Origin of the sequence: Streptomyces sp. B21-105 (genome assembly GCF_036898465.1) — a bacterium.
GTDB lineage: Bacteria > Actinomycetota > Actinomycetes > Streptomycetales > Streptomycetaceae > Streptomyces.
The window spans coordinates 5,016,386-5,042,325 of the sequence record NZ_JARUMJ010000001.1 but is presented as its reverse complement, the minus strand read 5'-3'; the positions used below and the strand labels follow the sequence as shown (position 1 = coordinate 5,042,325).

Here is a 25,940-nt window from a genome sequence, read left to right as displayed (position 1 = left end):
CTTTCGGCCCCCGGTTCCCGCCTCCCGGCAGCCGTCGCCGCTCCCCCCACGCCCGACAACCTGTCGCGGAATCGCCCCGTCCACGGAACAGGACGCCGATACCGCTTCCGCATCGCGGACATTTACGCTCACTGTCATGACCCCTCAGACCGACCCCCGGGCCGGCGCCGCAGTCAAGGCCGCCGACCGCGCGCACGTCTTCCACTCCTGGTCCGCCCAGGAGCTCATCGACCCGCTCGCCGTGGCCGGCGCCGAGGGGTCGTACTTCTGGGACTACGACGGCAACCGGTACCTCGACCTCACCAGCGGGCTCGTCTACACGAACATCGGCTACCAGCACCCGAAGGTCGTCGCCGCGATACAGGAGCAGGCCGCACGCCTGACCACCTTCGCGCCCGCCTTCGCGATCGAGTCCCGCTCCGAGGCGGCCCGGCTGATCGCCGAGCGGACCCCCGGCGATCTCGACAAGATCTTCTTCACCAACGGCGGGGCCGACGCCGTCGAGCACGCCGTGCGCATGGCCCGGCTGCACACCGGACGCGCCAAGGTGCTCTCCGCCTACCGCTCCTACCACGGCGGCACCCAGCAGGCCGTGAACCTCACCGGCGACCCGCGCCGCTGGGCCTCCGACACCGCGACGGCCGGCGTCGTGCACTTCTGGGCGCCCTTCCTCTACCGCTCCCGCTTCTACGCCGAGACCGAGGAGCAGGAGACCGCCCGCGCCCTCGAGCACCTCGAGACGACGATCGCCTTCGAGGGGCCGGCGACGATCGCCGCGATCATCCTCGAGACGATCCCGGGCACCGCCGGCATCATGGTCCCGCCGCCCGGCTACCTCGCGGGCGTCCGCGAGATCTGCGACCGGCACGGGATCGTCTTCATCCTCGACGAGGTCATGGCCGGCTTCGGGCGCACCGGCGAATGGTTCGCCGCCGACCTGTCCGGCGTGGTGCCCGACCTGATGACCTTCGCCAAGGGCGTGAACTCCGGATACGTGCCGCTCGGCGGCGTGGCCATCTCCGGCGCGATCGCGGAGACCTTCGGCAAGCGGCCCTACCCGGGCGGTCTGACGTACTCGGGGCACCCGCTGGCCTGCGCGGCCGCCGTCGCCACGATCGAGGTCATGGCGCAGGAGGGCGTGGTCGAGAACGCCGCGCGCCTCGGCGCCTCCGTCGTCGAGCCGGGGCTGCGGGCGCTGGCCGAGCGGCACCCGAGCGTCGGCGAGGTGCGCGGGGTGGGCATGTTCTGGGCGGTGGAACTGGTCAAGAACCGCGAGACCCGCGAACCGCTGGTGCCGTACAACGCCGCCGGAGAGGCGGGCGCGCCCATGGCCGCCTTCGCCACGGCCGCGAAGAAGGCCGGCGTGTGGCCTTTCGTGAACATGAACCGCACCCATTTCGTGCCGCCGCTCAACGTCTCCGAGTCGGAGGTCGAGGACGGCCTCGCGGCCCTCGACACGGCGCTCTCGGCGGCCGACGAGTTCACCGAGTAGGAGGTGTCCGGGCGGAATTCCCGCAGTTCCCGGAAGGGGCTTGATTTCGTCGAACGCGTAAGCTGGCGTGCTCGTACATAACGACGACCACGCCGCTTTTCCGCACCCGACGAGGAGACGCCTCGACCATGCCCGGCAGCACCGGCAACGGCGCCGTGACGCGCAGCACCCTGCGCCAGCAGATCGCCGACGCGCTTCGCGACGAGGTGCTGTCGGGACGGCTGCAGCCCGGGCAGGAGTTCACGGTGAAGGAGATCGCCGAGCAGTACGGCGTCTCCGCGACCCCCGTCCGGGAGGCGCTCGTCGACCTCTCCGCGCAGGGCCTCCTGGACGCCGACCAGCACCGGGGCTTCCGGGTCCACGAGTACTCCGTCGAGGACTACCGCGGCATGATCGAGGCCCGCAACCTGATCATCGAGGGCATGTTCAGCGCCCTCGACAACGGCCGCCAGGACGGGCGGGACTTCGAGGAGCCGCGGACCGCGGCCGCCATCGCAGGGGTGCGCCGGCGCGGCGAGGAGGCGCGACGGGCCGCGGCCGCCGGCGACCTCACCGTCCTCATCGGCTACGACCTGCGCTTCTGGCGCGAACTGAGCGCCTTCTTCGGCAACGTCTATCTCGCCGACTTCCTGCACCGGCTGCGCGTGCAGTCCTGGGTGTGCACGGTGCAGCATCTGCGCAGGGTGAGCGATCTGCGCGGGTTCCTGTGGTCCGGCCACACCGAACTCGTCGACGCCCTGTACCGCCGCGACAGCGCCACCGCCCGCAGGATGCTCGCCGCGTACAACGACGAGTCCATCGCCCTGCTCGAGCGGCTGGCGGCGGAATGAGCCGGGCGGACGCCCCGGCCGGCCACCCCCCGGCCGGCCACTCCCCCACCGCGCCGTCCGCCGCCCCGGGCACGACGCCCGCCATCGCGCCGTCCGCCGTCCCGGGCACGACGCCCGCCATCGCGCCGTCCGCCGTCCCGGCCGTCGAGTTGTCCGTCGTCGTCCCCGCCTACAACGAGGAACGACGGCTCGGCCCCACCCTGGACGCGATCAGCCGCCACTTGGACGCCCCCGGGAGCCACTGGGGCAGCTGGGAGATCGTGGTCGCCGACGACGGCTCCACCGACGCCACCCGCGAACTCGTCACCGTCCGCCGCGACTCGCGCGTCCGGCTCGTCACCGGCTCCGGCACGGGCCGCCGGGGCAAGGGCCACGCGCTGCGCCTCGGCGTCGCCGCCAGCCGGGGCCGCCGGGTGCTGGTCACGGACGCCGACCTCGCCACGCCCGTCGAGGAGTTGACGCGCCTGGAGCGGGCGCTCGCCGACGGACACGCGGCGGCGATCGGCTCGCGGGCCGTCCCCGGCGCGACCCTCGGCAGCCGCCAGCACCGGCTGCGCGAACTCCTCGGCGCGGCCGGCAACCTGCTCATACGCCGGACGACGCTGCCCGGGACGCACGACACCCAGTGCGGGTTCAAGCTGTTCGACGGCGACAAGGCCCGCACCGCGTTCGCCGCCTCCCGCCTCGACGGCTGGGCCATCGACGTGGAGGTGCTGCGCCACTTCCGGCAGGCGCGCTGGCCGGTCGCCGAGGTCCCCGTGCACTGGTCGCACCAGCCCGGCTCGAAGGTCCGCCCGACGGACTACCTCCGCTTCCTGCGCGACCTCGTCCGGCTGCGCCTCCCCGCGCCGAGACCCGCGGACGTCCTGGCCGCGGTCCTCTTCCTCGCGATGTCCGTCGTCCTCTTCTCAGGCCGCTTCTTCGACCCGGCGCACCGTTACCTCACCGACTCCCTCCAGGACCAGAACCAGTGGGAGTGGTTCTTCGCGGTGACCGCCGACAACATCGCCCACCTGCGCAATCCCCTGCTCACCGACCTCCAGGGCTTCCCCGGCGGCGTGAACCTGATGGCCAACACGACGATGCCGGGCCTGTCGGTGCCGCTGACGCCGGTGACCCTGCTGTTCGGGCCGGCCGTCGCGCTCAGCCTGGTGACGACGCTCGGCCTGGCCGCCACCGCCGTCGCCTGGTACCGGCTGATCGTGCGGCGACTCGTCACCCAGCGGGCGGCCGCGTTCACCGGGGCCGCGCTGGCCGCGTTCGCCCCGCCGATGGTCAGCCACGCCAACGCCCACCCGAACTTCGTCGTCCTCTTCATGATCCCGCCGATCATCGAACGCGCCCTGCGGCTGACGACCGGTCAACGGACCGCCCGCGACGCGGTCGTCCTCGGCCTGATGACGGCCTACCAGTTCTTCCTGGGCCAGGAGGCGCTGCTGCTCGCCGTCCTCGGCATGCTCCTGTTCGCCGTGGCCTACGCCGCCGCGCGCCCCGACGTGGCGCGCACGACGGCCCGCCCGCTGCTGAAGGGTCTGGCGGTGGCCGCCGCCGTCTGCCTCCCCCTCGTCCTCTATCCGCTGGCCTGGCAGTTCTCCGGACCGCAGAGCTACACGAGCATCGACCACGGCACCGCGCCCGGGGTCGCCAACTCGCTGCGCGGGCTGCTCTCGTTCGCCGAGCGCTCGCTGATCGCGGGCGACGCCGCCCGCGCCGACGCGCTCTCCCTCAACGCGACCGAGCAGAACGCCTTCTACGGCTGGCCGCTGGTCCTGCTCGCGTTGGCGATCACCGCACTGCTGTGGCGACGGCCCGCGGTCAAGGCGCTGGCCTGCACGGCGGCGGCCGCGGCGGTGCTGTCCCTCGGCGCCCGCGTCGCCGTGCCCCTCACCGGCGTCACCGTGCCCGGCCCCTGGGCCCCCCTCGCCGGCCTCCCGCTCTTCGAGTCGGTCATCGAGAGCCGGGTCGCGCTGGTCTGCGCCCCGCCGCTCGGCATGCTGCTCGCCCTTGCCGTCGACCGGCTGGCCCACGCCCGCCGGCTCGGCACCCAGTACGCCGGGCTGCTCGCCGTCTGCGTCGCCCTGCTCCCCCTCGTCCCGGCGCCGCTGAGGTCCGAGCCGCGCGCCGAGACGCCCGCCTTCTTCGCGGACGGCGCGTGGAAGGCGTACGTCCGGCCCGGCGAGACGCTGGTTCCGGTGCCGCTCGCCGAACCGGAGGACGCCGAGGCCCTGCACTGGCAGACGGCGTCCGGCCTCGGCTTCCGGATGCCCGGCGGCTACTTCAACGGCCCCTACGGAGACGGCGACCGCACCGGCGTCTACGGCGTCCCGCTGCGCTTCACGGCGAGTCTGCTGCGCGACGTGCGCCAGAGCGGCGTGGTCCCGGTGGTCGACGCGCAGGCCCGCGCGAAGGCCCGCGAGGACTTCGCGTACTGGCGGGCGGGCGCGCTGGTGCTGGTCCCCCGACGGCACGTGGACCGGCTGCGTGAGACGGTGGACGAACTGGTCGGCCGTCCGGGGAGGCGGGTGGCCGGAGTGTGGGTATGGGATCTGCACGAGGGGAGCTGACGCGTGCCGCACCGACTAGTCTTCCCTGACCGGTCAACGCACTGAGTGAGGAGCTCTCTTTGGCCTGTGACCTGTGGCTGGTGCCGCTCGTCGACGTGTTGTGCCACACCCCCGACAACCCCTTCGCGGACGAACTCGCCCAGTACAACAAAGTGCTGGCGGAGGCGGGACTCCCACCGGTGCCGGTGTACCAGTACATGCCGGGCCTGTCCGGCGAGGTCGCCCCGGTCGCGGGCTTCGACTACGACGCCCTGCACTTCCTGCGCCGCGCCTACCTGCTCCAGGTGTGCCAGCTGCCGGTGACGCCGGTGGACGAGCTCGGCGGCGACTACGAGCAGCTGCTGGAGATGTTCCAGGCGACGGCCCAGCAGTCCCACCTGGTCTGGCACTACGACCACGCGGGCGCGTACGTCCCGGTGGACTTCCCGCAGCCGCTGTCGAACGACGAACTCCTCGCGGGCGGCGGCCCGCTGGGCTCCGCGCAGTCGCTGCTGCGGGAACTGGAGTTCGTGGCCCCGTCCATCGGCATCGATCCGGCCAATCCCCCGGCGGCTCCCCAACCGCCCACCGGACCGACGGAGTTGGAGGAGCCGGCTGTTCCGGCGCCGTACGATCCCAGCCCCTTCGCACGCGAGCGGCATGTGTGGCTCGGGCTGCACGCGGCGGCGACGCGGAGTCTGGCGCAGGGGTCGATGATCGTCTTCAGCTGAGCCGCCGCTCCACCGGCACCGACCGCGGGTCGGCTCAGCGTCCGAGCTGGGACAGCCCCTTCTGCACGTCCTCCATGTTCATCACCGGGGTGTAGGTGATCTCGGCCCCGAGGTTGAGGAAGAACGGCTCGCTGAGCACGGGCATCTGCGAGCTGTCCTCCATGTCGAAGACCAAGAAGGCCGTGCGCTTGCCGTGGTCGGAGGTGAAGTAGGCCGCTTCGGGCTTGATCTGCTCCACCGACTCCTGGATCAGCTTCGTGAGGGTCCCGTTCCGGATGGCCTCGTTCGCCTTCTCGGTGTCCATGGACGCCCTGAGCATCATGCGCATCGCTGTCACCTTCCTCTGGTCGGCACACGGATGTCACCCTCAGAGTAGTCCCGTATGCGGCATTTCTCCCTTTCTTAGGGAGGGGCCGAGGGAGGGGCTGAGGGAGGTGTCCGCCCGGTGACACGAGCGGACACCTCCCTGCGGTCACCGCTGGCGCGGCAACCTGATCGTGCGGACGAGGGGCATCTCCGCGTACAGGTCCGGGTCCACGGTCAACACATGCCGTCCGTCCGGCCAGTCGACCGTCGGCCGGGACAGGTGGACCGCGTGCCCGAGCCGCCATTCCACACCGTCACGGAGCAGCGCCCCCACCGTGGACGCGGCCGCGAAGTCCAACTCGACGATCTCGACGGCCGGCAGGGAGCCGACGTGTTCCGCCAGTCCCCTACGCATCCCGTCGGCGGCGGCCAGGCAGAGAGCTGGCACATACACGTGCCGGGTCGGTCCGTGCTCGGTGTTCGCCACGAACTGCGAGGCGAGCGAATTCCCCGAGCCCAGCGCAAGCAGGGCCGACTCGTCGAAGACGACGCCGGTCGAACCGGCCCTCGCGGCGCTCACAGGCCGTCCACGGGACGGCCGGCCTCGAGGTCCTGCCAGACCTTCTCCACCCGGTCGTGATCCTCGTCGGTGAGCGTCACGCCGAAGTGCGTTTCGCAGTACGCCTTCGTCTCCTCGTACCGCTTGCGCAGCTCCTCCTGCGTCGGCGTGGCCCCCGCCAGTTCGGCGATCAGGTCGCGCATGGTCATCCCGCGCTCACGGGCGAGCACCATGAGGCGGTCACGGACGGCGGGGTCGACCTTGACGGTGGTGTCAGCCATGACCACAGTATACCTCTAGTATACCGCTTCGGCCCGTTCGAGCAATGCTGTCATCGTGTTCCTTCCGGTTACTGGAAACCCGGCACGTCACGGACGTGCGGCCGGTGGTCTGCAGAAGGTCGTGAGGGCTTGCGAAGTGCGAGCCCTGCGGCCGCCGTGGGGGCCTGCGTCGGCGACACGTCGGAGGCCCGGGCCTGAACTTTTTCGGGTTCACCCGACGGGGGTTCGCCGTCGTACGCGGTGTCGAAAACCCCGCACTCCCCGGAAAACCGACGCCCCGGCGGATCCCGTCGCACCGCCCGCCGCGGATACCGGGATTCGTCCAGGTCACGCGGGGCCGCGACGATCCGGGCGCCGTCCGCCTCGCCTCTCGCGGCGAGGGTCCGAGCCATGGCGTGGGCGCCGCGCGGAGGGCCGAAGAGGTACGCCAGTACGGCTACCGCGCGCCGGGACGGACTCCCGTGGCGGACAAGGGCGTTGGAGAAGACGGAGACCGCGGGCGTGGGCGTCGTACGATGAATGCGCATCCGGAGTGTGTTCCTCGGGGTGTCGAGCCCCCGGGTGTTGGCGCACCGCGGGGGCGTTTCTCTGGGTGTCGTGACTGTAGAGGCACACAGAGCGACGAGAGCAAAACTGAACCGGTGCATACCGGGCAGAAGTTCGCGTAGTTCACTCCGGGGAGTGAAACGGCGTCCGTCAGAAGACCGCCGTCGGGCCCGCGTTGGGGAACCGGGCCGAGAAACCCGGGGGTTCACGCAAAAAACCCCCGGTCGAAACCGGGGGCAGGTCACCGGGGCGATGCGGCTGCGGGCCGGTCCAGAGTGTCCAGGACCGGCCCGCAGCCGACACGTACCGCCGCCGGGACTACAGGAACGAGTTGATCTCGATCGTCTCGTCCCGGCCCGGGCCCACGCCGATCGCGGAGATCGGGGCGCCGGACATCTCCTCCAGCGCCTTCACGTACGCCTGGGCGTTCTTCGGCAGGTCGGAGAACGACTTCGCCGACGTGATGTCCTCGGACCAGCCGGGCAGGTTCTCGTAGATCGGCTTCGCGTGGTGGAAGTCGCTCTGCGAGTACGGCAGTTCCTCGACGCGCTTGCCGTCGACCTCGTACGCCACGCAGACCGGGATCTGCTCCCAGCCGGTCAGGACGTCGAGCTTGGTCAGGAAGAAGTCCGTCAGGCCGTTCACGCGGGTCGCGTAGCGGGCGATGACCGCGTCGAACCAGCCGCAGCGCCGGTCGCGGCCGGTGGTCACGCCCCGCTCGCCGCCGATCCGGCGCAGCGCCTCGCCGTCCTCGTCGAGGAGCTCGGTCGGGAAGGGGCCCGAGCCGACGCGGGTCGTGTAGGCCTTCAGGATGCCGATGACCCTGCTGATCTTCGTCGGGCCCACGCCGGCGCCGGTGCAGGCGCCGCCCGCGGTCGGGTTGGACGAGGTGACGAAGGGGTACGTGCCGTGGTCGATGTCGAGGAGCGTGCCCTGCCCGCCCTCGAAGAGGACGACCTTGTCGTCGTCCAGCGCCTGGTTGAGGACGAGGACCGTGTCGGTGACGTACGGAGCGAGCTTCTCCGCGTAGCCGAGCAGTTCCTCGACGACCTGGTCGACGGCGATCGCGCGACGGTTGTACAGCTTCGTCAGCAGCTGGTTCTTGGCGTCGAGCGCCGCCTCCACCTTCTGCGTCAGGATGGACTCGTCGTACAGGTCCTGGACCCTGATGCCGACCCGGTTGATCTTGTCGGCATAAGTCGGACCGATCCCCCGGCCGGTGGTGCCGATCTTGCGCTTTCCGAGGAAGCGTTCCGTCACCTTGTCGACAGTCACGTTGTACGGAGTGATGATGTGCGCGTTGCCGCTGATCAGCAGCTTCGACGTGTCGACGCCGCGCTCGTTCAGACCGCTCAGCTCGGAGAGCAGGACCGACGGGTCGACGACGACACCGTTACCGATGACCGGCGTACAGCCGGGGGACAGGATTCCGGAAGGGAGCAGGTGGAGTGCGTACTTCTGGTCGCCCACGACGACCGTGTGGCCGGCGTTGTTGCCACCCTGGTAACGCACCACATAATCCACCGAGCCACCGAGCAGGTCGGTGGCCTTTCCCTTGCCTTCGTCACCCCACTGAGCACCGAGCAGCACAAGTGCGGGCACGCGCGTACACCCCTTCCGGGTGGGGCATGTCCAAGGTCAGGGGCGTACGTGATGGATCGTTCCACCGCGTTCACCGCGAGCGCCGCGACCGTCGTTGGTCGCCCGTTGTCGGACCCGGATGCCCCGGAATAGACGAAGCCCCTGGCGCAATAGCGCAAGGGGCTCTTGCACAAAGATGCTACCCGAGGAAGCGAGGCAAGACCGAGGTGGCGACTTTCGCGACGTCCGATCAGCTGCTGGTGATCATCGATCCGGTCGCCCGGCGCACGGACGGGGAGTCCGTGCGGATCGCGAAAGACGTGCTCAGCGCGGGTGCGGCCAGCACCAAGGTGTGCCTGCCGGAGGACCCGGAGGAATTCGCCAGGGCGCTGGCCCGGCGGGGCTCGCGGCGGCCGGTGGTCGTCGGCGACGACGGTGCGCTGACCCGGGCGGTGGCACTCCTGCACCGGCAGCGGGCGCTGGCCGAGTGCGTGCTGTCGGTGGTGCCGGTGGGCGGCTCCCTGTCCGTCGCGCACGCCCTGGGCGTGCCCACGGGCGCGGTCGCGGCGGCACGGGCCGTCCTGGACGGGGCCGAGCGGCGGCTGGACCTGCTGGTCGACGACAGCGACGGGGTGGTGCTGGGGTCGCTGCGGATCCCCGCGCTGCCGACGGCGTGGGACGTCCTGCCGCCGGATCCCTCGGGGCGGCCCTGGCTTCAGTCGCTGGTCCGCACCCTCGCCCCCATCCGGTCTTCCCGGTCTTCCCGGCGGCCCGCCCGGCCGGACGTCGCCGCCCCGCTCCCGCACGGCCCGGCCCGGCTGCGGGTCGAGGTGGACGGGGCGACCCTGGTCGACCTGGACCAGCCGGTGGAGACGGTGTCGGTGACGCCCCGCGCCTCGGGGACCGCGGAGGTCGTGGTGCGGCCGTCGTCGGTGGGCGCGGAGGGGGCGCCGCTGCAGGCGTACGGCCGGACGGTGACCGTCTCGGGGGCGGACTTCCACTACCGGGCGGACGCCGCGGTGGCCGGCCCGGTACGGCGGCGGACGTGGACCGTGCGGGAAGGCGCCCTGGGGCTGATGCTGCCGGTGCGGTAGCGGTGCCGGTGCTTGCCGCCGGTGCCGGTGCTTGCCGCCGGTGCGGTGCTCGTGGCGGGTGCGGTGCTTGTGACGGTGGCTTCGTCTGCGGCGGTAGTGGCCGGCGGGGCCATGGCCGTTGGCCGACGGCGAACCGGGGCGGAGCCTGGGGCGTCTCTGGGTGCATGGGGCGAAGAGCGGTGGGGTGCGGCGGGTGCGTGATCTCGGCGGCGGCCGGGCTGACGGCCGTCTCCCTGTGGCTCTCCTCGGACCGCACGCGGATCCACCTCGGCAACGGCTTCGAGCAGCAGGGCATGGATCTGAGCGTGCTGGGCACCGAGCTGCCGCTGGTGTTCCTCGCGGGTGCCGCCCTGCCGGTCCTCGCCTACACGGCGATCGCCGGCCTCCTCCACGACCGGCGGGAGCGGCGGGAGCGGCGGGAGCGGCGCCGCGGGCACGCGCCGCGCGGCAGATCAGACGGTGACGGGTAGGCCCTCCAGACCCCGGATCACGAAGTTCGGCTTGCGTCGCGGCTCCGCCGCCAGGGCCAGCGTCGGGGTCCGCTCCAGCAGGGCCGTCATCGACGCGGCGAGCTCGATGCGGGCCAGTGGCGCGCCGATGCAGTAGTGGATGCCCGCACTGAAGGAGATGTGCGGGTTGTCGGCCCGGGTGAGGTCCAGCCGTTCGGGTTCGGCGAACACCGCGGGATCGTGGTTCGCCGAGCCGAAGAGCATGGCGATCTCGGCTCCCCGCGGCACGGTGACCCCGTCGATCTCGATGTCGTCCAGCACCCACCGCTCGAAGAGCTGCAGCGGGGTGTCGTACCGCATCAGCTCCTCGACGGCGGAGGGCACCAGCGAGTGGTCGGCGCGCAGCGCGGCCAGCTGCTCCGGGTTGCGGAACAGCGCCCACCACCCGTTGACGGTGGCGTTGACGGTCGCCTCGTGACCGGCGTTCAGCAGCAGCACCGCCGTCGAGATCATCTCCTGCTCGGTCAGCCGGTCGCCCTCGTCGTGCGCAGCGATGAGCCCTGAGATGAGGTCGTCCCCCGGCTCCTTGCGCCGCTCGGCGATCAGCTCGCGCAGATACGCGGTGAACTCGACGGACGCCCGCACCGCCCTCGCCGCCGTGTCCTTGGACGGGTTCAGCTCGTACATCCCGCAGATGTCCGCCGACCAGGGCCGCAGCGGCCCCCGGTCCGCCTCCGGGATCCCCAGCATCTCCGCGATCACGGCCACCGGCAGCGGCTCGGCGACGTCGCTCAGCAGGTCGCCGCCGCCCGCCCGCGCCAGCCCCTCCACCAGCTCGCCGGCCAGCCTGTGCACGTACGGCTTCAGCCGCTCCACCGTGCGCGGGGTGAACGCCTTCGACACCAGCCGCCGGATCCGGGTGTGGTCCGGCGGTTCCAGGTCGAGCATCCCGTGGTCGTTCAGCGTGTGGAACGGCTCCTGCTCGGCGGGCGGCGCGGTCCGCCCGAAGTCCTCGTGCGTGAACCGGTGCTGGTACGTCCGCCCCAGTCGCCGCTCCCGCAGCAGGGCCGACACGTCCGCGTGGCCCGGCACGAGCCACTGACCGGTGGGCTCGTAGAAGATCACCCGCCCGCGCTCCCGCAACTCTGCGTACGCCGGGTACGGGTCCGCGAGGAACGCGGGGTCCCAGGGGGTGAACGAGAGGTCGTCAGCTGCTGCCATGGACGGACGCTAGCCCGTGCACCGGCGTCCTGACCAGGGGGGTCCTGACCAGGGGGGCCTGACCGTACGCTGCTCGGCCGGAGACCGGGGGCGAAGGCCGGGGGCGCGGACCCGCAAGGCGGTCATCCCGGGGTCACCAGTCTCGCCTCGTAGGCGAACACCGCCGCCTGGGTGCGGTCGCGCAGGCCCAGCTTCACCAGGATTCTGCTCACGTGCGTCTTGATGGTCGACTCCGCGACCACCAGCCGCTCGGCGATCTCCGAGTTCGACAGGCCCTGGGCGATGAGGACGAGGACCTCCGTCTCCCGTTCGGTCAGGTCGCCGTAGGACGCCTGGACGGCCGCGCGGACCGCCCCAGGGGTGTCCGAGAGTTTGGAGAACTCCGTGATCAGACGCCTGGTGACGGACGGGGCGAGGAGCGCCTCGCCGGCCGCCACCACCCGCACGCCGTCCGCCAACTGGCGGGCCGAGGCGTCCTTCAGGAGGAAGCCGGAGGCTCCCGCGCGCAGTGCCTGGTAGACGTACTCGTCCAGGTCGAAGGTGGTCAGGACGAGGACCTTCGCCGTGCCGTCCGCCGCGACGATCTCCCGCGTCGCCTCGATGCCGTTCAGCTCCGGCATGCGAATGTCCATCAGGACCACGTCGGGCGCCAGCTCGCGCACCCGGTGCACCGCCTCCCGGCCGTTCACCGCCTCGCCCACCACCTCGATGTCGGGCATCGCGTTCAGCAGGACCGAGAAGCCCTCGCGGACCATCATCTGGTCGTCGGCGATCAGTACCCGGATCGTCATGCTCCACCCCCGCCCGCAGAGGACCGGGCGGCGTCGGCGGCGGCGGACTCCGTGGCCGCCGGCACAGACACCGGCACCGGCAGGAACACCGTCACCTCGTACCCTCCCTCGCGTGTCGCCTCGGCCGTCATCTCGCCGTTCAGCATGGTGACCCGCTCCCGCATGCCCGTGATGCCGTGCCCGGCGCCGGGCGAGGGCTTGATCAGGGTCGGGTTGGGCGGAGCGCCGTTGACGATCCGCAGGCCGAGCCCGCCCAGAACGTACCCGACCTCCACCCGGGCGCTCGCGCCCGACGCGTGGCGGAGCGTGTTGCTCAGGGCCTCCTGGACGATCCGGTACGCCGAGAGCTCCACCCCCTGCGGCAGCTCGCGCACCGCCCCCGTGACCGCCTTCTCCACCTCCAGACCGGCCCCCCGCACGTTGGCGAGGAGCGCGTCCAGCTCGGCCAGCGTGGGCTGTGGGGCGTCCGGGACGTCGTAGTCCTCGGCGCGGACCACGCCCAGCACCCGGCGCAGCTCGGTGAGCGCCGCCACCGCGTTCTCCCGGATCGTCGCGAAGGCCTTCTCCAGCTCCGGCGGCGGGTTCTCCACCCGGTAGGGGGCGGCCTCCGCCTGGATGGCGACCACCGACATGTGGTGGGCGACCACGTCGTGCAGCTCACGGGCGATCGTGGTGCGCTCCTCCAGGAGGGTGCGCCGGGACCGCTCGTGCGCGGTCACCGTCTGCTGGGCCGTGACCTCCTGCTCGGCCTGCCGGCGGATGTGCCACACGGTGACGGCGAGCAGCAGGATCGCGGAGAAGACCAGCATGGACGCGGTGTTCGTGGCGTAGTGGTCCCAGCCGAAGACGGTCTCGGCGAAGAAGCCGTAGAACGCCGTGAGCAGCCACATCCATGCCGCCGTGCGCGGCCGGGTGCGTATCGCCACGACCGTGAGCACCACCAGGTGGGAGACGTAACTGCCGGGCAGCCACGGCCAGTTGCCGTACGTGGTGCCGATCACGGCGACCGCAGAGGTCGAGGCCAGTGACAGCCAGAACGCGCCGACCGGCCGTACCAGCGTCATCAGCACCGGCGCCAGGACGAGCAGGCCGGTCAGGAAGCCCAGCATGCCGCTGCCGCCGTCGGCGAAGGCGGTCAGCGCGGCCAGCGCGCCGCCCGCCCCGACCGTCGCGTGCCGGGACCAGGCCGCGTACTCGCGCTTGCGGCCCTTCCATTTGCGGGCGAGCGGGCCGGCCTTCTCCTTGCGGGGCAGCGGGCGGTAGGCGAAGGCGTCGTGGAACAGGTCCGTCCGCAGTCCGCGCAGGGCGTCCATCGCCGCCCGGAACTCCGGGCTGCGCGGCCGGTAGGCCTCGAAGGAGTCGTCCGGGTCGCCGGGTTGCGTGGTGTGCGGCTGCGTCGTCTCGGTCACGAGGAAGACGGTAGGTGCATCGCGGGGGCGCGGTCGTCACCAGTGAGAAGGGTCCCGGTGGATCCCCCTCAAGTACTACGCGTCCGAGGGAGCGGGAGGCCGTGAACGCACCTCACGTCCTCACCACGCGAGTTGGGCGATCTCCTCCGCCACCACCGCGCACGCGTCCGCCGCCGGGTCGATCAGCGGGAAGTGGCCGACGTCCTCGAGGAGGGTCAGGCCCACCACCTCGCCCGCCTTCGCCGCCGCGTCCGCGTACGCTTCGGCGACCGCCTGCGGGACGACGTCGTCGCCGCGGCCCTGGACCAGCGTCGTCGCGACGCCCGTGGGCAACAGGAGCGCGGGATCGGCGTACGTCCGCCGCTCCTCGAAGTACTCGTCGCCGCCCAGGAGTTGGCGGGTCGCACCGCCGCACACATCCAGCTTCCCGGCGACCGCGAAGTCGGCGATCGGAGCCAGCGCGACGACGCCCCGCAGCGAGGTCGGGTCACCGGTGCGCCACGGGGAGTCGACGGGCAGGAGATGCCGGGCGGCCGCCCACAGCGCGAGATGGCCGCCGGCCGAGTGGCCGGTCAGCACCGTGCGGCGCGCGTCGGCCTGCGGCACGGCCGTCCGGGCAAGGCCGGGAAGCGCGTCCAGGGCGGCGGCGACGTCGTCGAAGGTGTCCGGCCAGCGCCCCGCGATCGGGGATGTCCCCTCCGGGGCCGGGCTCTCGGCGCCCCGCCGGTACTCCACGTTGGCCACGGCGAAGCCGCGCTGCGCCAGGAAGTCCGCGAAGGGCGTGATGTGCCGCCGGTCGTACGGCGCCCGCCATGCTCCACCGTGCAGCACGACGACGAGCGGAACGGGACCGCCCGGGCCCGCCTGTACCCGCGGGACGTAGAAGTCGATCACCTGGTCGGGGTGATCGCCGTACGCGGTGATGACGTCGGGCTCGACGGGCGGATGCGCGAAGGCCGACGCCTCCTCGGCGGCGGCCCGGGCTGCGACAACGTCGTCCGGCATGCTCCAACCTCTCAGCGGCGAAGAAGATTTGGCGGACCAGGAGAGAATTCGGCCGTTGGCCGGGACGGTATCAGGCCCGTGACGTGCGCGGACACGCGGATGTCACGCACGGTGAGAGGTAAACGGTTCTGCTGTTCCGTCACCCCGGCAGGCCCGCCCGCCGGGAAACCCCTGGGCGTACCCCTAGGTACGCCCCGGAGCCCCGGCCGGTTCATCAGCCGACCGGGGCGCTCCGCCGGGTCGACCCGGTTTCCACGCCGGCGTCTCCCGCGTCCGCGTCCGCTTTCCGCTGCCGCTGCCGCGTCCGTCAGGTCAGCCCAGTTCCGCCGCCAGCGTCCGCGCCGCCCGCTCCACGTCCGCGAACCCGACGTACAGCGGGGTGAAGCCGAACCGGAGCACGTCCGGGCTGCGGAAGTCGCCGACGACCCCGCGCTCGATCAGCCGCTTCATGACGTCGCCGGCGTCGTCACAGCGCAGCGCCACCTGGCTGCCGCGCTCCTCGTGACGCACCGGTGTCAGCGACTCGACCCGCCCCTCGGGGACATAGGCGGCGACGCACTCCAGGAAGAAGTCCGTCAGCGCCAGCGACTTGGCGCGCACCGCCGCGATCGACACGCCGTCCCACACCTCGAGGGCCGCCTCCAGCGCGAGCATCGACAGGATGTCGGGGGTGCCGACGCGCCCTCGCGCCGCACCCGCCGCCGGCTCGTACGCCTCCCGCATCCCGAACGGCTCGGCGTGCGAGTTCCAGCCGGGCAGCGGGGAGTCGAAACGGTCCTGGAGACCGTGCCGGACGTACAGGTAGGCCGGCGAACCGGGGCCGCCGTTCAGGTACTTGTAGGTGCAGCCGACCGCGAGGTCCACACCGTGCTCGTCGAGGCCGACCGGCAGGGCGCCCGCGCTGTGGCACAGGTCCCAGACCGAGACCGCGCCCGCCGCGCGCACCGCGGCGGTGAGCGAGGGCAGGTCGTGCAGCCGGCCGGTGCGGTAGTCGACGTGGTTGAGCAGCACGGCGGCCGTGCGCCCGGACAGCGCCCCGGGGACCTCCCCCGGGTGCACCGGGCGCAGCGTGCGGCCGGTCAGCCGGGCCGCCGACGCGGCGATGTAGCCGTCGGTGGGGAAGGTGGCGGCGTCGACGAGGATCTCGTCGCGGGCGTCGTCCACCAGGCGCACCGCGCCCACCAGCGCCTTGAGGACGTTGACGCTCGTCGAGTCGCCGACCACGATCTGCCCGGCCGCCGCCCCCACCAGCGGGGCGATCCGGTCGCCGATCCGCTCGGGCGCCGTCCACCAGCCGCTCTCGTCCCAGGAACGAATCTTCAGGGTGCCCCACTGGCGGCGCACGACGTCCTCGACACGGCCGGGGACGGACCGCGGGAGCGCGCCCAGCGAGTTGCCGTCCAGGTACACGCCGTCGTCGAGCACGAACTGGGCGCGTTTGACGGCCAGTTCGTCGCCCGCGTCCAACTGCTCTGCGGTGCGGGCGAGGTCAGACATGGGACCTCGCCGTCCACAGCTCGGGGAAGACGTTCTTCTGCGCGCGCTTCTCCAGCCAGGCCACGCCGGCCGAACCGCCGGTGCCGGCCTTCGCGCCCATCGCGCGGCGGGTGGCGACGAGGTGGTCGTTGCGCCAGCGCCACACCAGCTCGGCGACGTCCGTCAGCGCCTCGCCCAGACGGGCGACCTCGTCGGACTCGTCGCCCGCGTACACGGCCGTCCACACCGCCTCGACCTCCGCCGAGGGCTCGTAGCGCCGGGAGACGTCCCGCTCCAGGACGGCGGCGGGGATCGCGTGGCCGCGCCGGGCCAGCAGCCGCAGCACCTCGTCGTACAGGCTCGGCTCGTGCAGCGCCTTCTCCAGCTCGGCGTGCACGCGCGGCGCGGCGCGGTGCGGGACCAGCATGGACGCGGACTTGTCGCCGAGCAGGAACTCCATGCGGCGGTACATCGCGGACTGGAACCCGGAGCCCTCGCCGAGCGCCGAGCGGTACGAGTTGAACTGGGCGGGGGTCAGCTGGGCGAGCGGCCGCCAGGAGGCGTTCAGCGCCTCCAGCTCACGGACCGAACGCTTCAGCGCGTCGACGGCCACCGGCACCCGGTCCTCGCGGAGCGCCTGCGCCGCGGTCTCCCACTCGTGGACGATGACCGTGAACCACAGCTCCATCACCTGGGTCGTGACCAGGAAGACCATCTCTCCGGGATCGTCGGAGAGGGTCTGCTGGAGGTGGGTGAGGACGTCCGCCTTGACGTAGTCCTCGTACGGCGTCGTGCCGGCGAAGTCGAGATGCGGGGTCTCGGGCTCCGAAGCCTCGTCGGGCTGAGCCTGCTGGGACATCGCTGTCTCCTGTTGTGCTCCGGGTAGCGGTCCGCCCCTGCCGTTACCGACACGGGGGCCCCGGTCCCCACGGCCACATAGTGCGCAACAGCATCCCGAAAACGCAAGGCCCGTCCGGTCACACCGGACGGGCTGCGCTCGAACACACGGACGAACGCGCAGGTGATCGACTGTCCCAGGGGCTGGCCCCGGGGCCAGCCCCGGGTCTAGCCCAGGGTCTGGGCGGCCGTCGGGGAGGAGTCCTTGAGGAACTGCGAGCAGCGCTCGTGCTCCTCCTGCTCGCCGATCGCCTGCGCGGCGCGGGCGAGGGCGTGCAGGGCGCGCAGGAAGCCGCGGTTCGGCTCGTGCTCCCAGGGCACCGGTCCGTGCCCCTTCCATCCGCTGCGGCGCAGGCTGTCGAGGCCGCGGTGGTACCCCGTACGGGCGTACGCGTACGACTCCACCACACTGCCCCGCTCGAACGCGTCGTCGGCGAGCCGGGCCCAGGCCAGCGAGGACGTCGGGTACTTCGCGGCGACGTCGGCGGGCGCCGTCCCGTTCGCGAGGAGCTCGCGCGGCTCGGGGTCGTCGGGCAGGTGGGTCGGGGGCGGGCCCCCGAGGAGGTTCTCGTGAATCGACATGGCTCCAGTCTCCTCCACTCCCCGCCCCACGCCAGACGCCCGTGCGCGGACCCGGTGTCCCCGGATGTCCCGGACCGGAATCCCCTACCGCGCGCCTGACCGGAATCCCCTACCGCGCTGACCCGGTGTCCCCTACCCGAGGCGCTTGCGCGACCGTTGCCCCTCCAGCGGCGGGGCAAGGACGCTGCCGTGGGTCCTGCACTCCGGCCTGCGGCAGTCCGGCGGCGGCCGCCGCACGGTGAGGAACGCCGTCAGCGAGCCCGCCGCCAGCGCCGCCGCGCAGATCACCATGGCCTGCCCGAACGCCTCGTCGAAGGCGTCCGCCGAGCGGTACGTCTCCGGGCCCATGCCGGTCAGCAGGGGCAGCGCGGCGACCGCGACCAGGCCCGCCGCCCGCGCCGCCGCGTTGTTGACGCCGCTGGCCAGACCGGCCCTGCCGACGTCCACCGAGGCCAGCACGGTCGCGGTCAGCGGGGCGACCAGCGTCACCATGCCGACGCCGAGGACGAGCACCGCCGGCAGCACGTCCGCGACGTAGGAGGCGTCCGGCCCGACCCGCAGCATCAGCAGCATCCCGGCCGCGCACAGCAGCGGCCCGACGGTGAGCGGCAGGCGCGGCCCGATCCGCTCGGCCAGCTCGCCGGAGCGCGCGGACAGCAGCAGCATCAGCACGGTCGTCGGCAGCAGCGCCGTGCCGGCGCCGAGGGCCGACCAGCCGACCACCGTCTGCAGCTGGACCGCGGACAGGAAGAAGAAGCCGCCGAACGCCGCGTACACGCACAGCGTGACCAGGTTGACGGCGGTGAACTGGCGGGAGGCGAAGACGTCCGTCGGCATCATCGGGTCCGGCCGCCGCCGCTCCACGACGACGAAGGCCACCCCGGCCGCCACCCCGGCGCCGCCCGCCGCCACGACGGCCGGCGAACCGCCCGGGGCCTCGATCAGCGCGTACGTCACCAGCGCGAGGGCGAGCGCCCCGAGCGACGCGCCGAGGACGTCGAACCGGCCGTGCGCGAGCCGGTCCCGCGACTCGGGAACGTGCCGCAGCGCCACCGGCACGCACACCGCGGCCAGCGGCACGTTCAGCAAAAACACCCACCGCCAGCCCGGACCGTCCACCAGCCAGCCGCCCAGGAACGGCCCGACGGCCGCGCCGACGCCCCCGAACCCGGACCACAGTCCCACCGCCCGCCCCCGGTCGTCGGGGTGGAAGGACGCCTGGATGAGGGCGAGGGACCCCGGGGTGAGGAGTGCCCCGCCGACGCCCTGCAGCGCCCGTGCGGCGACCAGCACGCCCGCGTTCGGCGCGATCCCGCACAGCAGTGAAGCGACGGCGAACCACACCACTCCCACCACGAACACCTTGCGCCGCCCGTAGCGGTCGCCGAGGGAGCCGCCGAGCAGGATCAGCCCGGCCAGCGTCACCATGTACGCGTTGACGGTCCACTGCAGGGCGGCGAGGTCGGCGTCCAGGTCACGGCCGATGCGCGGCAGCGCCACGTTGACGACGGTCGAGTCCAGCATGGCCATGCTGGAGCCGAGCACCGTGGTCAGCAGGATCCATCTGCCGCGGGGTGAGGCCAGCCGGACGTCGGGCATGCCCCCAGGTATACAGCGAGCCCGGCGTGTCAGACAGGATGCTGACGAACGCCGGGCCCGGTGCGGTGCGGGTGCGGTGTGTTACTTGATCTTCTGGCCCGCGGAGCGCAGGTGCTGCGTGGCCTCGACGACCCGGGCGGCCATGCCCGCCTCGGCCAGCTTGCCCCAGGTGCGCGGGTCGTAGGTGCTCTTGGTGCCGACCTCGCCGTCGACCTTCAGGACACCGTCGTAGTTCCTGAACATGTGGTCGGCGACCGGACGCGTGAAGGCGTACTGAGTGTCCGTGTCGAGGTTCATCTTGACGACGCCGTTGTCCAGGGCGGTCGCGATCTCCTCCGCGGTGGAGCCGGAGCCGCCGTGGAAGACGAAGTCGAACGGCTGGGAGCCGGCCGGCTTGCCGTACTTCGCGGCGACGCCCTCGTTCAGCTCCTTGAGCAGGTCGGGACGGAGCACGACGTTGCCCGGCTTGTACACGCCGTGGACGTTGCCGAAGGACGCGGCCAGCAGGTAGCGGCCCTTCTCGCCCAGGCCGAGCGCCTCGACGGTGCGCACCGCGTCGTCGACCGTCGTGTACAGGGAGTCGTTGATCTCGTGCGAGACGCCGTCCTCCTCGCCGCCGGTCGGGGTGATCTCCACCTCGAGGATGATCTTCGCGGCGGCGGCGCGGGCGAGCAGCTCCTGCGCGATGGCCAGGTTGTCGGCGAGGGTCTCGGCGGAGCCGTCCCACATGTGCGACTGGAACAGCGGGTTGCGGCCCGCCTTCACGCGCTCCTCGGAGACCGCGAGCAGCGGACGCACGTACCCGTCGAGCTTGTCCTTCGGGCAGTGGTCCGTGTGCAGCGCCACGGTGACCGGGTACTTCTCGGCGACGATGTGCGCGAACTCGGCGAGGGCCACCGAACCGGTGACCATCTCCTTGCTGTACTGGCCGCCCAGGAACTCGGCGCCACCCGTGGAGATCTGGATGATGCCGTCGCTCTCCGCCTCGGCGAAGCCGCGCAGCGCCGCGTGCAGGGTCTGCGTCGAGGTGACGTTGATGGCCGGGTAGGCGAACTTGCCTGCCTTCGCCCGGTCGAGCATCTCGTTGTAGACCTCGGGGGTTGCGATGGGCATCTGTCGGCTCCTTGATTGTGCGGTCGGGTTATGCGTGCTGCGGCCCTGACCTAGACCTTGGGGTTCGACGCCGTTGTCGGCCCCATCTTTCCAGACCTGCACGAATGGTCCAGGCCCTGTCCACAGGGCGGGTCAGTCCAGGCCGAGCTCGTCCTTCGAGAAGGCGAACAGGTACGGCACGCCCGCGCCCGCACGGATCTTCTCGTCCGCTCCGGTTGCCCGGTCCACGATCGTCGCGACGGCGACGACCTCGGCGCCCGCCTCGCGCACCGCCTCCACCGCGGCCAGCGGCGAGCCGCCGGTGGTGGAGGTGTCCTCGACGACCAGGACCCGGCGGCCCCTGATCTCCGGGCCCTCGACGCGCCGCTGCAGCCCGTGGGCCTTCGCCGCCTTGCGCACGACGAAGGCGTCCAGCCTGCGGCCGCGGGCGGCGGCCGCGTGCAGCATCGCGCCGGCCACCGGATCGGCGCCCATGGTCAGACCGCCCACCGCGTCGAAGTCGAGGTCCGCGGTGAGGTCGAGCAACACCTGCCCGACCAGCGGGGCGGCCTCCCCGTCGAGGGTGACGCGGCGGAGGTCGACGTAGTAGTCCGCCTCCAGCCCCGACGACAGGGTGACCTTGCCGTGCACCACGGCCTTGTCCTTGATCAGCTGCAGCAGCGCGCCGCGAGCGCCGGGCGGCGTTGTTCCGTTGACGTCCGTCATGCCCCTCAGCTTAGAGCCGCGTCCAGGTCCAGGTCGTGGCGGCCTCGAGCGGCTCCAGGGGCGTGACCAGGCGCGGGAGGGTGTTGAGCCCGTTCGGCGGTCCGGTCTGCGGTTCCACGCACACCGCGGCCTCCTGCTCGTCGTAGACGACGACCCACTTCTCGGGACTGGTCACCTTCAGCTCCAGCTGCCCTGGCCAGACGAGGGTCACGTCGACGCCGCCGGGCATGCCGAAGCAGTCGTCCCAGGGGCCCGGCTTCGGCTCGATGCGCTCGCCGGTCGGCAGATGGTCGTCGCCGCGCTCCTCCTGCCAGGCCGGGTCGAAGGCGACCCGCACCTCCTGGGCGTCCCGGCCGCCGAGGTTGCGGTTGAACCAGGGGTGCCAGCCGATCTGCGCCGGGAAGGAGGAGTCGTACGTCTCGACGGACATCCGGATCGTCAGCGCGTCCTCGGCCAGCGCGACCACCTGGGTGACCAGGCCCGGGTAGGGCCAGGGCGCCACCAGTTCGTACGTCAGCACGACCTCGTCGGCCGTGCGCCGGGCGACCTTCCAGGCGCCGTCACGGGCGGTGCCGTGGATGGCGTTCGGCGCGGCGTTGAGCGGCATCCGGTGGACGGTCGCGCCGTTGCGGAAGTACCCGTCGCGGATCCGGCCGCACCACGGGACCATCGGAAAGCAGCCGAACCGCTCGCCCTGGCGCAGCAGTTCGAGGCCTTTGACGCGCAGTCCCCCGACCCGGCCGCCGTTGCCCGGCTGCACGGTCACCTCCGCGTCGCCCGCGGTCAGCGTGATCTCTTCGTCACTCACGGGACGACCCTACTGGGGCGGTCGGCGGCACCCGAGGATCAGGTCCCGCGGACCGCCCGGACCGGCCCGGCTCAGCCCAGGACCGGTTCGGTCAGGTGGGCCAACCGCGTCGGCGCAGCGCCCTGCCGACCACGATCGCGGACGCCACGACCAGCGCGGCCGCGGGGGCCGCCCAGCGCAGTGTGCTGTTCGGCATGACGGTCTGGGGGGCGGGGACCGGTGCGTAGCGCCCGCGCGGCGGGGCGTGGTCGACCTCCTCGGCGCTGCGGCCGATCATCGTGCGGCGCGCGTGCGCGGCCTCGGCGGGCGGCTGCGCGGGGCCCGTGAGGTCCTCGTCGTCGTCCTCGGAGGAGGGGAACGCCGGCGCCTCGAAGACGGTCGCTGGGACGACGGGTTCGTCGACGTCGTCCGCGATGTCGGGGGCGTCGGGCGCACCGGCCTCCTGGGCGTCGGCGTCAGGGGCGTCGGCGTCAGGGGCGTCGGCGTCGGTGACCGCCGGGCCGTCGCCCGCGGCGCTGCTCCCGGCTCCGGGCCGGTCGTCGCGGTCGGCGGCCATGGCTCCGAGGTTCGCCGCGAATCGGTTGAGCAATCGGGCCACCGCCGAGCCGACCGCCTCGGAGGGCAGTTCCGCGACCCGGCCGTCCGCCGAGGCGGTCCCCTCGAAGCGGAGCGTGGTGCCCGCGTCGGCCTCCCGCAGCTGGAGGGCGAGGGTCAGCTTGACCGACCCGCTGCCGCGGGCCTCCGTCCCGTCGCCCTCCACGGCGTAGCCGCCGTCCTCGCGCGGCGAGACGCGCGCCGTTCCCCGGTAGGTGATGGTGTGACCGGCGATCCGCACCTTCAGGCGGCCCGCGACGGGCTCGGTCCCCACGTCCTGCTGGAGCCCGGGAACCGCACGGGCCACCTGCGCGGGATCGGCGAGGGCCGCCCTCAGTCGCTCGGCCGGAACCGGAACGAACACCTCTTGCTCCATAAGTCCCGAGCCTACCCACGCGGGACCGGAACGCACCCGGCGAAACCGGGATTCCGCCTCCCCCGGCACGGCGCCACCGGCGTCGCGTAGGACCCGCGGCCGCACCGGCGTCGCACCGGAACCTTCCTGCTGCCGGCGGCGCGTCAGTACCGCGGATGCACCAGTGTCGAGGCGGGCACGCCCGCGACCCGGTTCGCCTCGGCCGCCCGGGCGTCCGCGGTCAGGGCCGCCTGGGTCAGCGTGCGCGGGGGGCGCGCGTGGGCGTCGAGGCGCATCGGCGGGCGGGCGTCGGCGCCGGCCAGGACGAAGCCCCAGTCGCGCGGGGCCCGGGACGCGTCGCCGGCGATGCGGTCGGGGCCGGCGATGCGGTCGCCGCTACGCCCGGTGCCGTGACCGGTGCCGCGGCCGTCCACCCGGTAGGGGGCGGTGTGCAGGCCGGCCGCGCGCAGTGTCGCCTCGACCGTCCAGAACACCCGCGGCCGGCTCGTGAGCGGCCCGGCGTGCACCACCAGACGGCCGCCGGGGGCCAGGACGCGGCGGGCAAGACCGTAGAACTCCTGGGAGTAGAGCTTGGTGCTCGCCGTGATGCCGGGGTCGGGCAGGTCCGCGACGACCACGTCGTACGTCGCCGGAGGGGCCTCGCGCAGCCACTGGAAGGCGTCCTCGGCGGCCACGCGGACGCGCGGGTCGCCGAAGGCGTGGCCGTTGAGGCCCGCCAGGGCCGGGTCGGTGCGGGCCAGCCGGACCAGTCCGGGGTCGGGCGCGACGACGTCCACGCGGCGTACGCCGGGACGGCCGAGGGCCTCGCGGGCGGCCAGACCGTCGCCGCCGCCGAGGATCAGCACGTGCGCGTGCGGGCCGCTCATCGCCGGCTGGACGAGGGCCTCGTGGTACCTGCGCTCGTCACGGCCCGCGAAACGGAGGCGGCCGTCCAGATAGAGGTCGAGGGGACGGCCGTCGGCGCCGCCGGTGAGCACGATCTCCTGGACGCCCGTCTGCACCGCGACCCGCACGTCGCCCCCGTACACCGCCTGCCGGGCCGCCCGTTCGAAGTCGTCGACGAGGACGGCGGCGGAGGCGAGGACCCCGAGGACGGCGATGTCGGCGACGAGCAGGAGACAGCGGGCCCGGCAGGTCAGGTCGCGCCGGAACAGGCCCAGCACCAGGGCGGCCCCGGCGACCACGTTGACCGCGCCCACCAGCAGGGAGCTCGTCAGCTGGCCGAGGAACGGCAGGAGCAGGAACGGGAAGGCGAGGCCGCCGACCAGCGCGCCCACGTAGTCCGCGGCGAACAGGTCCGCCACCGCGCCGCCCGCGTCCTGCCGCCGGATGCGCTGGATCAGCTCCATGAGGAGCGGCGCCTCGGCCCCGATGAGCAGGCCGATGGCGAGGGAGAACGCCACGAGGAGGATGCGGGAGCCGTCGGCCCACAGGCCGCCCCGGTCGCCGGTCCAGGCGAACGCCGCGTACAGCGCCATGGCACTGCACCCGCCGACCAGGGCGAGGGTCGCCTCCAGGACGCCGAAGCCGGCCGCGGCGAACCGGCGCAGCCGTTTGGCGACGAGGGAGCCGAGTCCCATCGCGAAGACCATGACCGACAGCACGACGGAGGCCTGGGTGACGGAGTCGCCCATCAAGTAGGAGGCCAGGGCGACCAGTTCGAGTTCGTAGACGAGACCGCAGGCCGCGCAGACGAACACGCACGCGAGGACCAGCAGCCGCCCGGTGTCCGGCCGGACGGAGAGCCGCGCGGGACCCCGCCAGGGCGGCGGGGCGCCAGGCGGGGCGCCGGGCGGGGCACCAGGCTGAGCGCCGGGCGGGGCCGGTGCGTACGGTTCGATCACGACTGCGACGTTACGTCACGGCATGGTCACCCTTCGTCACCCACACGTGTGGAACTCGCGACGCTCCGGCGGTCACACGTTTGAGGCACCGCCAGACCCCGTTGCCGCCATGCCCGTTACCGTCGGATCCCGTTACCGTCGGATCCCGTTACCGTCGGATCCCGTTACCGCCTGACCCCGTTGCCACCGGCACCGCCGTCTCCCCGCTCACCGGCACCCGCATGCCCACCCGTGTCCTCGTCGCCACCAACTGCCCGTCCTGCGGGTACGCGTGCCAGGTGCGCCAGTGGACGTGGCCCTCGTGGCGCTGGGCGAGCAGTGCGGTGAACGCGTGCGGACTGCCGGGGAAGACGCCGACCAGGCCGTGCGGATGCTCGGAGACGAGCGCCAGGAGCTCCTGGGCGCGGCCCGCGAACTGGTCGGGCGAGAGCTCCTCGACGCGCGCCGCGAACTCGTAGTCCCAGCCGCCGATCCGCTTGGCGACGCCCAGCGGGAGCGGGGTGCTGCTGCCGGGGATACAGGCCACCGTCTCCGAACAGCTGGCCTGCCCCTCCTCCAGCAGCACCTGGTGCGACGCACCGAGCAGTCTCAACTGAAGCTTGACGCCGTTCAGTTCGAGGTCGAGTGCGGCGAGGGCGGGCAGCGGTTCACGCCCCAGGGCCCAGGCGAGGTCGGCCGCGCGGGTGTCGGTGTAGGAGGTGTTCAGGGTCGTGAGCATGGGTCGGCTCCGCGGAGACGCAAAGAAAGGGAGGGAAGGTCCGGCGCACCCCGGCCAGACACCGGGAACCGCCCCGGTCAGCCCGGTCTGGGGGAGGTCGTCCGCTCGGGACGCCCGGAGGGGTGTGAGGGGCAGTGTTGGTGTTTTAGAGGGAATCATGAAGTGTGGTGCCGCCACAGCGTTTTTACCCAACTTCGTGGGGTTTCCATCCCTCGGGGGGTCCACAGCTCAACTGTTCAACCACGACGTGCGCCATGCGACGTGACGTGCGTCAACGCGCCCCGCATGACCCGCACGAACGCGGGTAGACGCTCCGGCCCACGCGACATGGTGCGACCGCGGAGCCCGTGGTCGAGCGGGCCCCGCGGTCCGGATGCGGCTCCCCCCGCG

The 25,940-nt window shown here is 72.6% G+C and carries 24 protein-coding genes; 6 read left to right on the top strand and 18 right to left on the bottom strand.

The features are described 5' to 3' along the window. Window positions 1-136: 136 nt before the first annotated feature. From QA802_RS22785 to QA802_RS22770, 4 genes are all read left to right on the top strand, one after another. A complete protein-coding gene (locus tag QA802_RS22785; protein ID WP_334525780.1) occupies window positions 137-1,492 on the top strand; it encodes an aspartate aminotransferase family protein in 1,356 nt (451 codons plus the stop codon). Window positions 1,493-1,620: 128 nt separating this feature from the next. Next, window positions 1,621-2,322 carry a GntR family transcriptional regulator gene (locus tag QA802_RS22780; RefSeq protein ID WP_319170912.1) on the top strand — a complete coding sequence of 234 codons (702 nt, stop codon included), beginning with the start codon at window positions 1,621-1,623 and terminating at the stop codon, window positions 2,320-2,322. Then, window positions 2,319-4,886 (top strand): glycosyltransferase, encoded by a 2,568-nt coding sequence (locus QA802_RS22775; RefSeq protein ID WP_334525777.1) that lies wholly within the window; start codon window positions 2,319-2,321, stop codon window positions 4,884-4,886. Before QA802_RS22780 ends, QA802_RS22775 begins: the two co-directional genes overlap by 4 nt. Before the next feature lie 59 nt (window positions 4,887-4,945). Continuing rightward, entirely contained in the window at window positions 4,946-5,596 is a 651-nt protein-coding gene (locus QA802_RS22770) for a putative DNA-mimic protein (protein WP_334525774.1), read from the top strand. Window positions 5,597-5,630: 34 nt separating this feature from the next. Here QA802_RS22770 and QA802_RS22765 read toward each other — a convergent pair whose 3' ends face one another. The 4 genes from QA802_RS22765 to QA802_RS22750 all read right to left on the bottom strand — a co-directional run bounded on the left by QA802_RS22765 (window position 5,631) and on the right by QA802_RS22750 (window position 8,890). Further along, the gene (locus QA802_RS22765; RefSeq protein WP_334525771.1) at window positions 5,631-5,924 is read right to left on the bottom strand and encodes a DUF3303 family protein; all 294 of its coding nucleotides are present in this window, start codon (window positions 5,922-5,924) and stop codon (window positions 5,631-5,633) included. 144 nt (window positions 5,925-6,068) lie between these two features. Further along, window positions 6,069-6,482: a PIN domain-containing protein gene (locus tag QA802_RS22760; RefSeq protein ID WP_334525768.1), complete on the bottom strand. Its 414-nt coding sequence runs from the start codon at window positions 6,480-6,482 to the stop codon at window positions 6,069-6,071. Further along, entirely contained in the window at window positions 6,479-6,742 is a 264-nt protein-coding gene (locus QA802_RS22755) for a hypothetical protein (RefSeq protein WP_334525765.1), read from the bottom strand. Before QA802_RS22755 ends, QA802_RS22760 begins: the two co-directional genes overlap by 4 nt. Before the next feature lie 864 nt (window positions 6,743-7,606). Continuing rightward, on the bottom strand, window positions 7,607-8,890 hold the full coding sequence (locus QA802_RS22750) for an adenylosuccinate synthase (RefSeq protein WP_319170908.1): 1,284 nt from the start codon (window positions 8,888-8,890) through the stop codon (window positions 7,607-7,609). Between the two features lie 206 nt (window positions 8,891-9,096). On the opposite strand from QA802_RS22750, the gene QA802_RS22745 reads away from it, so the two are divergent. Together QA802_RS22745 and QA802_RS22740 are read left to right on the top strand one after the other, a co-directional pair. Continuing rightward, entirely contained in the window at window positions 9,097-9,963 is an 867-nt protein-coding gene (locus QA802_RS22745; protein WP_334525762.1) for a diacylglycerol kinase family protein, read from the top strand. 197 nt (window positions 9,964-10,160) lie between these two features. Continuing rightward, window positions 10,161-10,433 carry a hypothetical protein gene (locus QA802_RS22740; RefSeq protein WP_334525759.1) on the top strand — a complete coding sequence of 91 codons (273 nt, stop codon included), beginning with the start codon at window positions 10,161-10,163 and terminating at the stop codon, window positions 10,431-10,433. On the opposite strand, the gene QA802_RS22735 is transcribed toward QA802_RS22740, so the two are convergent. The 14 genes from QA802_RS22735 to QA802_RS22670 form a co-directional block, all read right to left on the bottom strand. Then, a complete protein-coding gene (locus QA802_RS22735) occupies window positions 10,416-11,633 on the bottom strand; it encodes a cytochrome P450 (RefSeq protein WP_334525756.1) in 1,218 nt (405 codons plus the stop codon). The two genes, QA802_RS22740 and QA802_RS22735, sit on opposite strands and share 18 nt — an antisense overlap. 122 nt (window positions 11,634-11,755) lie before the next feature. After that, window positions 11,756-12,424, bottom strand: a complete 669-nt coding sequence (locus QA802_RS22730) for a response regulator (RefSeq protein ID WP_319170904.1) — start codon at window positions 12,422-12,424, stop codon at window positions 11,756-11,758. Next, complete coding sequence (locus QA802_RS22725; protein ID WP_443042164.1) at window positions 12,421-13,833, bottom strand: sensor histidine kinase; 1,413 nt, start codon at window positions 13,831-13,833, stop codon at window positions 12,421-12,423. The genes QA802_RS22730 and QA802_RS22725 overlap by 4 nt, the downstream gene beginning before the upstream one ends. A 120-nt stretch (window positions 13,834-13,953) precedes the next feature. Next, window positions 13,954-14,838, bottom strand: coding sequence for an alpha/beta hydrolase (locus tag QA802_RS22720; RefSeq protein ID WP_334525753.1), 885 nt, complete (start codon window positions 14,836-14,838; stop codon window positions 13,954-13,956). A 312-nt stretch (window positions 14,839-15,150) separates the two neighbouring features. After that, a complete protein-coding gene (kynU, locus tag QA802_RS22715; protein WP_334525751.1) occupies window positions 15,151-16,335 on the bottom strand; it encodes a kynureninase in 1,185 nt (394 codons plus the stop codon). Beyond that, the gene (locus tag QA802_RS22710; RefSeq protein ID WP_334525748.1) at window positions 16,328-17,173 is read right to left on the bottom strand and encodes a tryptophan 2,3-dioxygenase family protein; all 846 of its coding nucleotides are present in this window, start codon (window positions 17,171-17,173) and stop codon (window positions 16,328-16,330) included. The genes kynU and QA802_RS22710 overlap by 8 nt, the downstream gene beginning before the upstream one ends. A 206-nt stretch (window positions 17,174-17,379) precedes the next feature. Beyond that, the gene (locus QA802_RS22705) at window positions 17,380-17,793 is read right to left on the bottom strand and encodes a DUF3151 domain-containing protein (RefSeq protein WP_319170900.1); all 414 of its coding nucleotides are present in this window, start codon (window positions 17,791-17,793) and stop codon (window positions 17,380-17,382) included. Window positions 17,794-17,925: 132 nt separating this feature from the next. After that, window positions 17,926-19,392 (bottom strand): MFS transporter, encoded by a 1,467-nt coding sequence (locus tag QA802_RS22700; protein ID WP_319170899.1) that lies wholly within the window; start codon window positions 19,390-19,392, stop codon window positions 17,926-17,928. An 81-nt stretch (window positions 19,393-19,473) separates the two neighbouring features. Further along, window positions 19,474-20,505 carry a class II fructose-bisphosphate aldolase gene (gene fbaA, locus QA802_RS22695; RefSeq protein ID WP_319170898.1) on the bottom strand — a complete coding sequence of 344 codons (1,032 nt, stop codon included), beginning with the start codon at window positions 20,503-20,505 and terminating at the stop codon, window positions 19,474-19,476. 132 nt (window positions 20,506-20,637) lie between these two features. Then, the gene (pyrE, locus tag QA802_RS22690; RefSeq protein WP_319170897.1) at window positions 20,638-21,210 is read right to left on the bottom strand and encodes an orotate phosphoribosyltransferase; all 573 of its coding nucleotides are present in this window, start codon (window positions 21,208-21,210) and stop codon (window positions 20,638-20,640) included. Between the two features lie 10 nt (window positions 21,211-21,220). Then, complete coding sequence (locus QA802_RS22685) at window positions 21,221-22,018, bottom strand: aldose epimerase family protein (protein WP_334525741.1); 798 nt, start codon at window positions 22,016-22,018, stop codon at window positions 21,221-21,223. A gap of 91 nt (window positions 22,019-22,109) precedes the next feature. Continuing rightward, a complete protein-coding gene (locus QA802_RS22680) occupies window positions 22,110-22,988 on the bottom strand; it encodes an SRPBCC domain-containing protein (RefSeq protein WP_334525738.1) in 879 nt (292 codons plus the stop codon). 143 nt (window positions 22,989-23,131) lie between these two features. Next, window positions 23,132-24,832: a polyamine aminopropyltransferase gene (locus tag QA802_RS22675; RefSeq protein WP_334525735.1), complete on the bottom strand. Its 1,701-nt coding sequence runs from the start codon at window positions 24,830-24,832 to the stop codon at window positions 23,132-23,134. Window positions 24,833-24,980: 148 nt separating this feature from the next. Next, window positions 24,981-25,550: a DUF2617 family protein gene (locus QA802_RS22670; RefSeq protein WP_319170893.1), complete on the bottom strand. Its 570-nt coding sequence runs from the start codon at window positions 25,548-25,550 to the stop codon at window positions 24,981-24,983. Window positions 25,551-25,940: the final 390 nt, after the last annotated feature.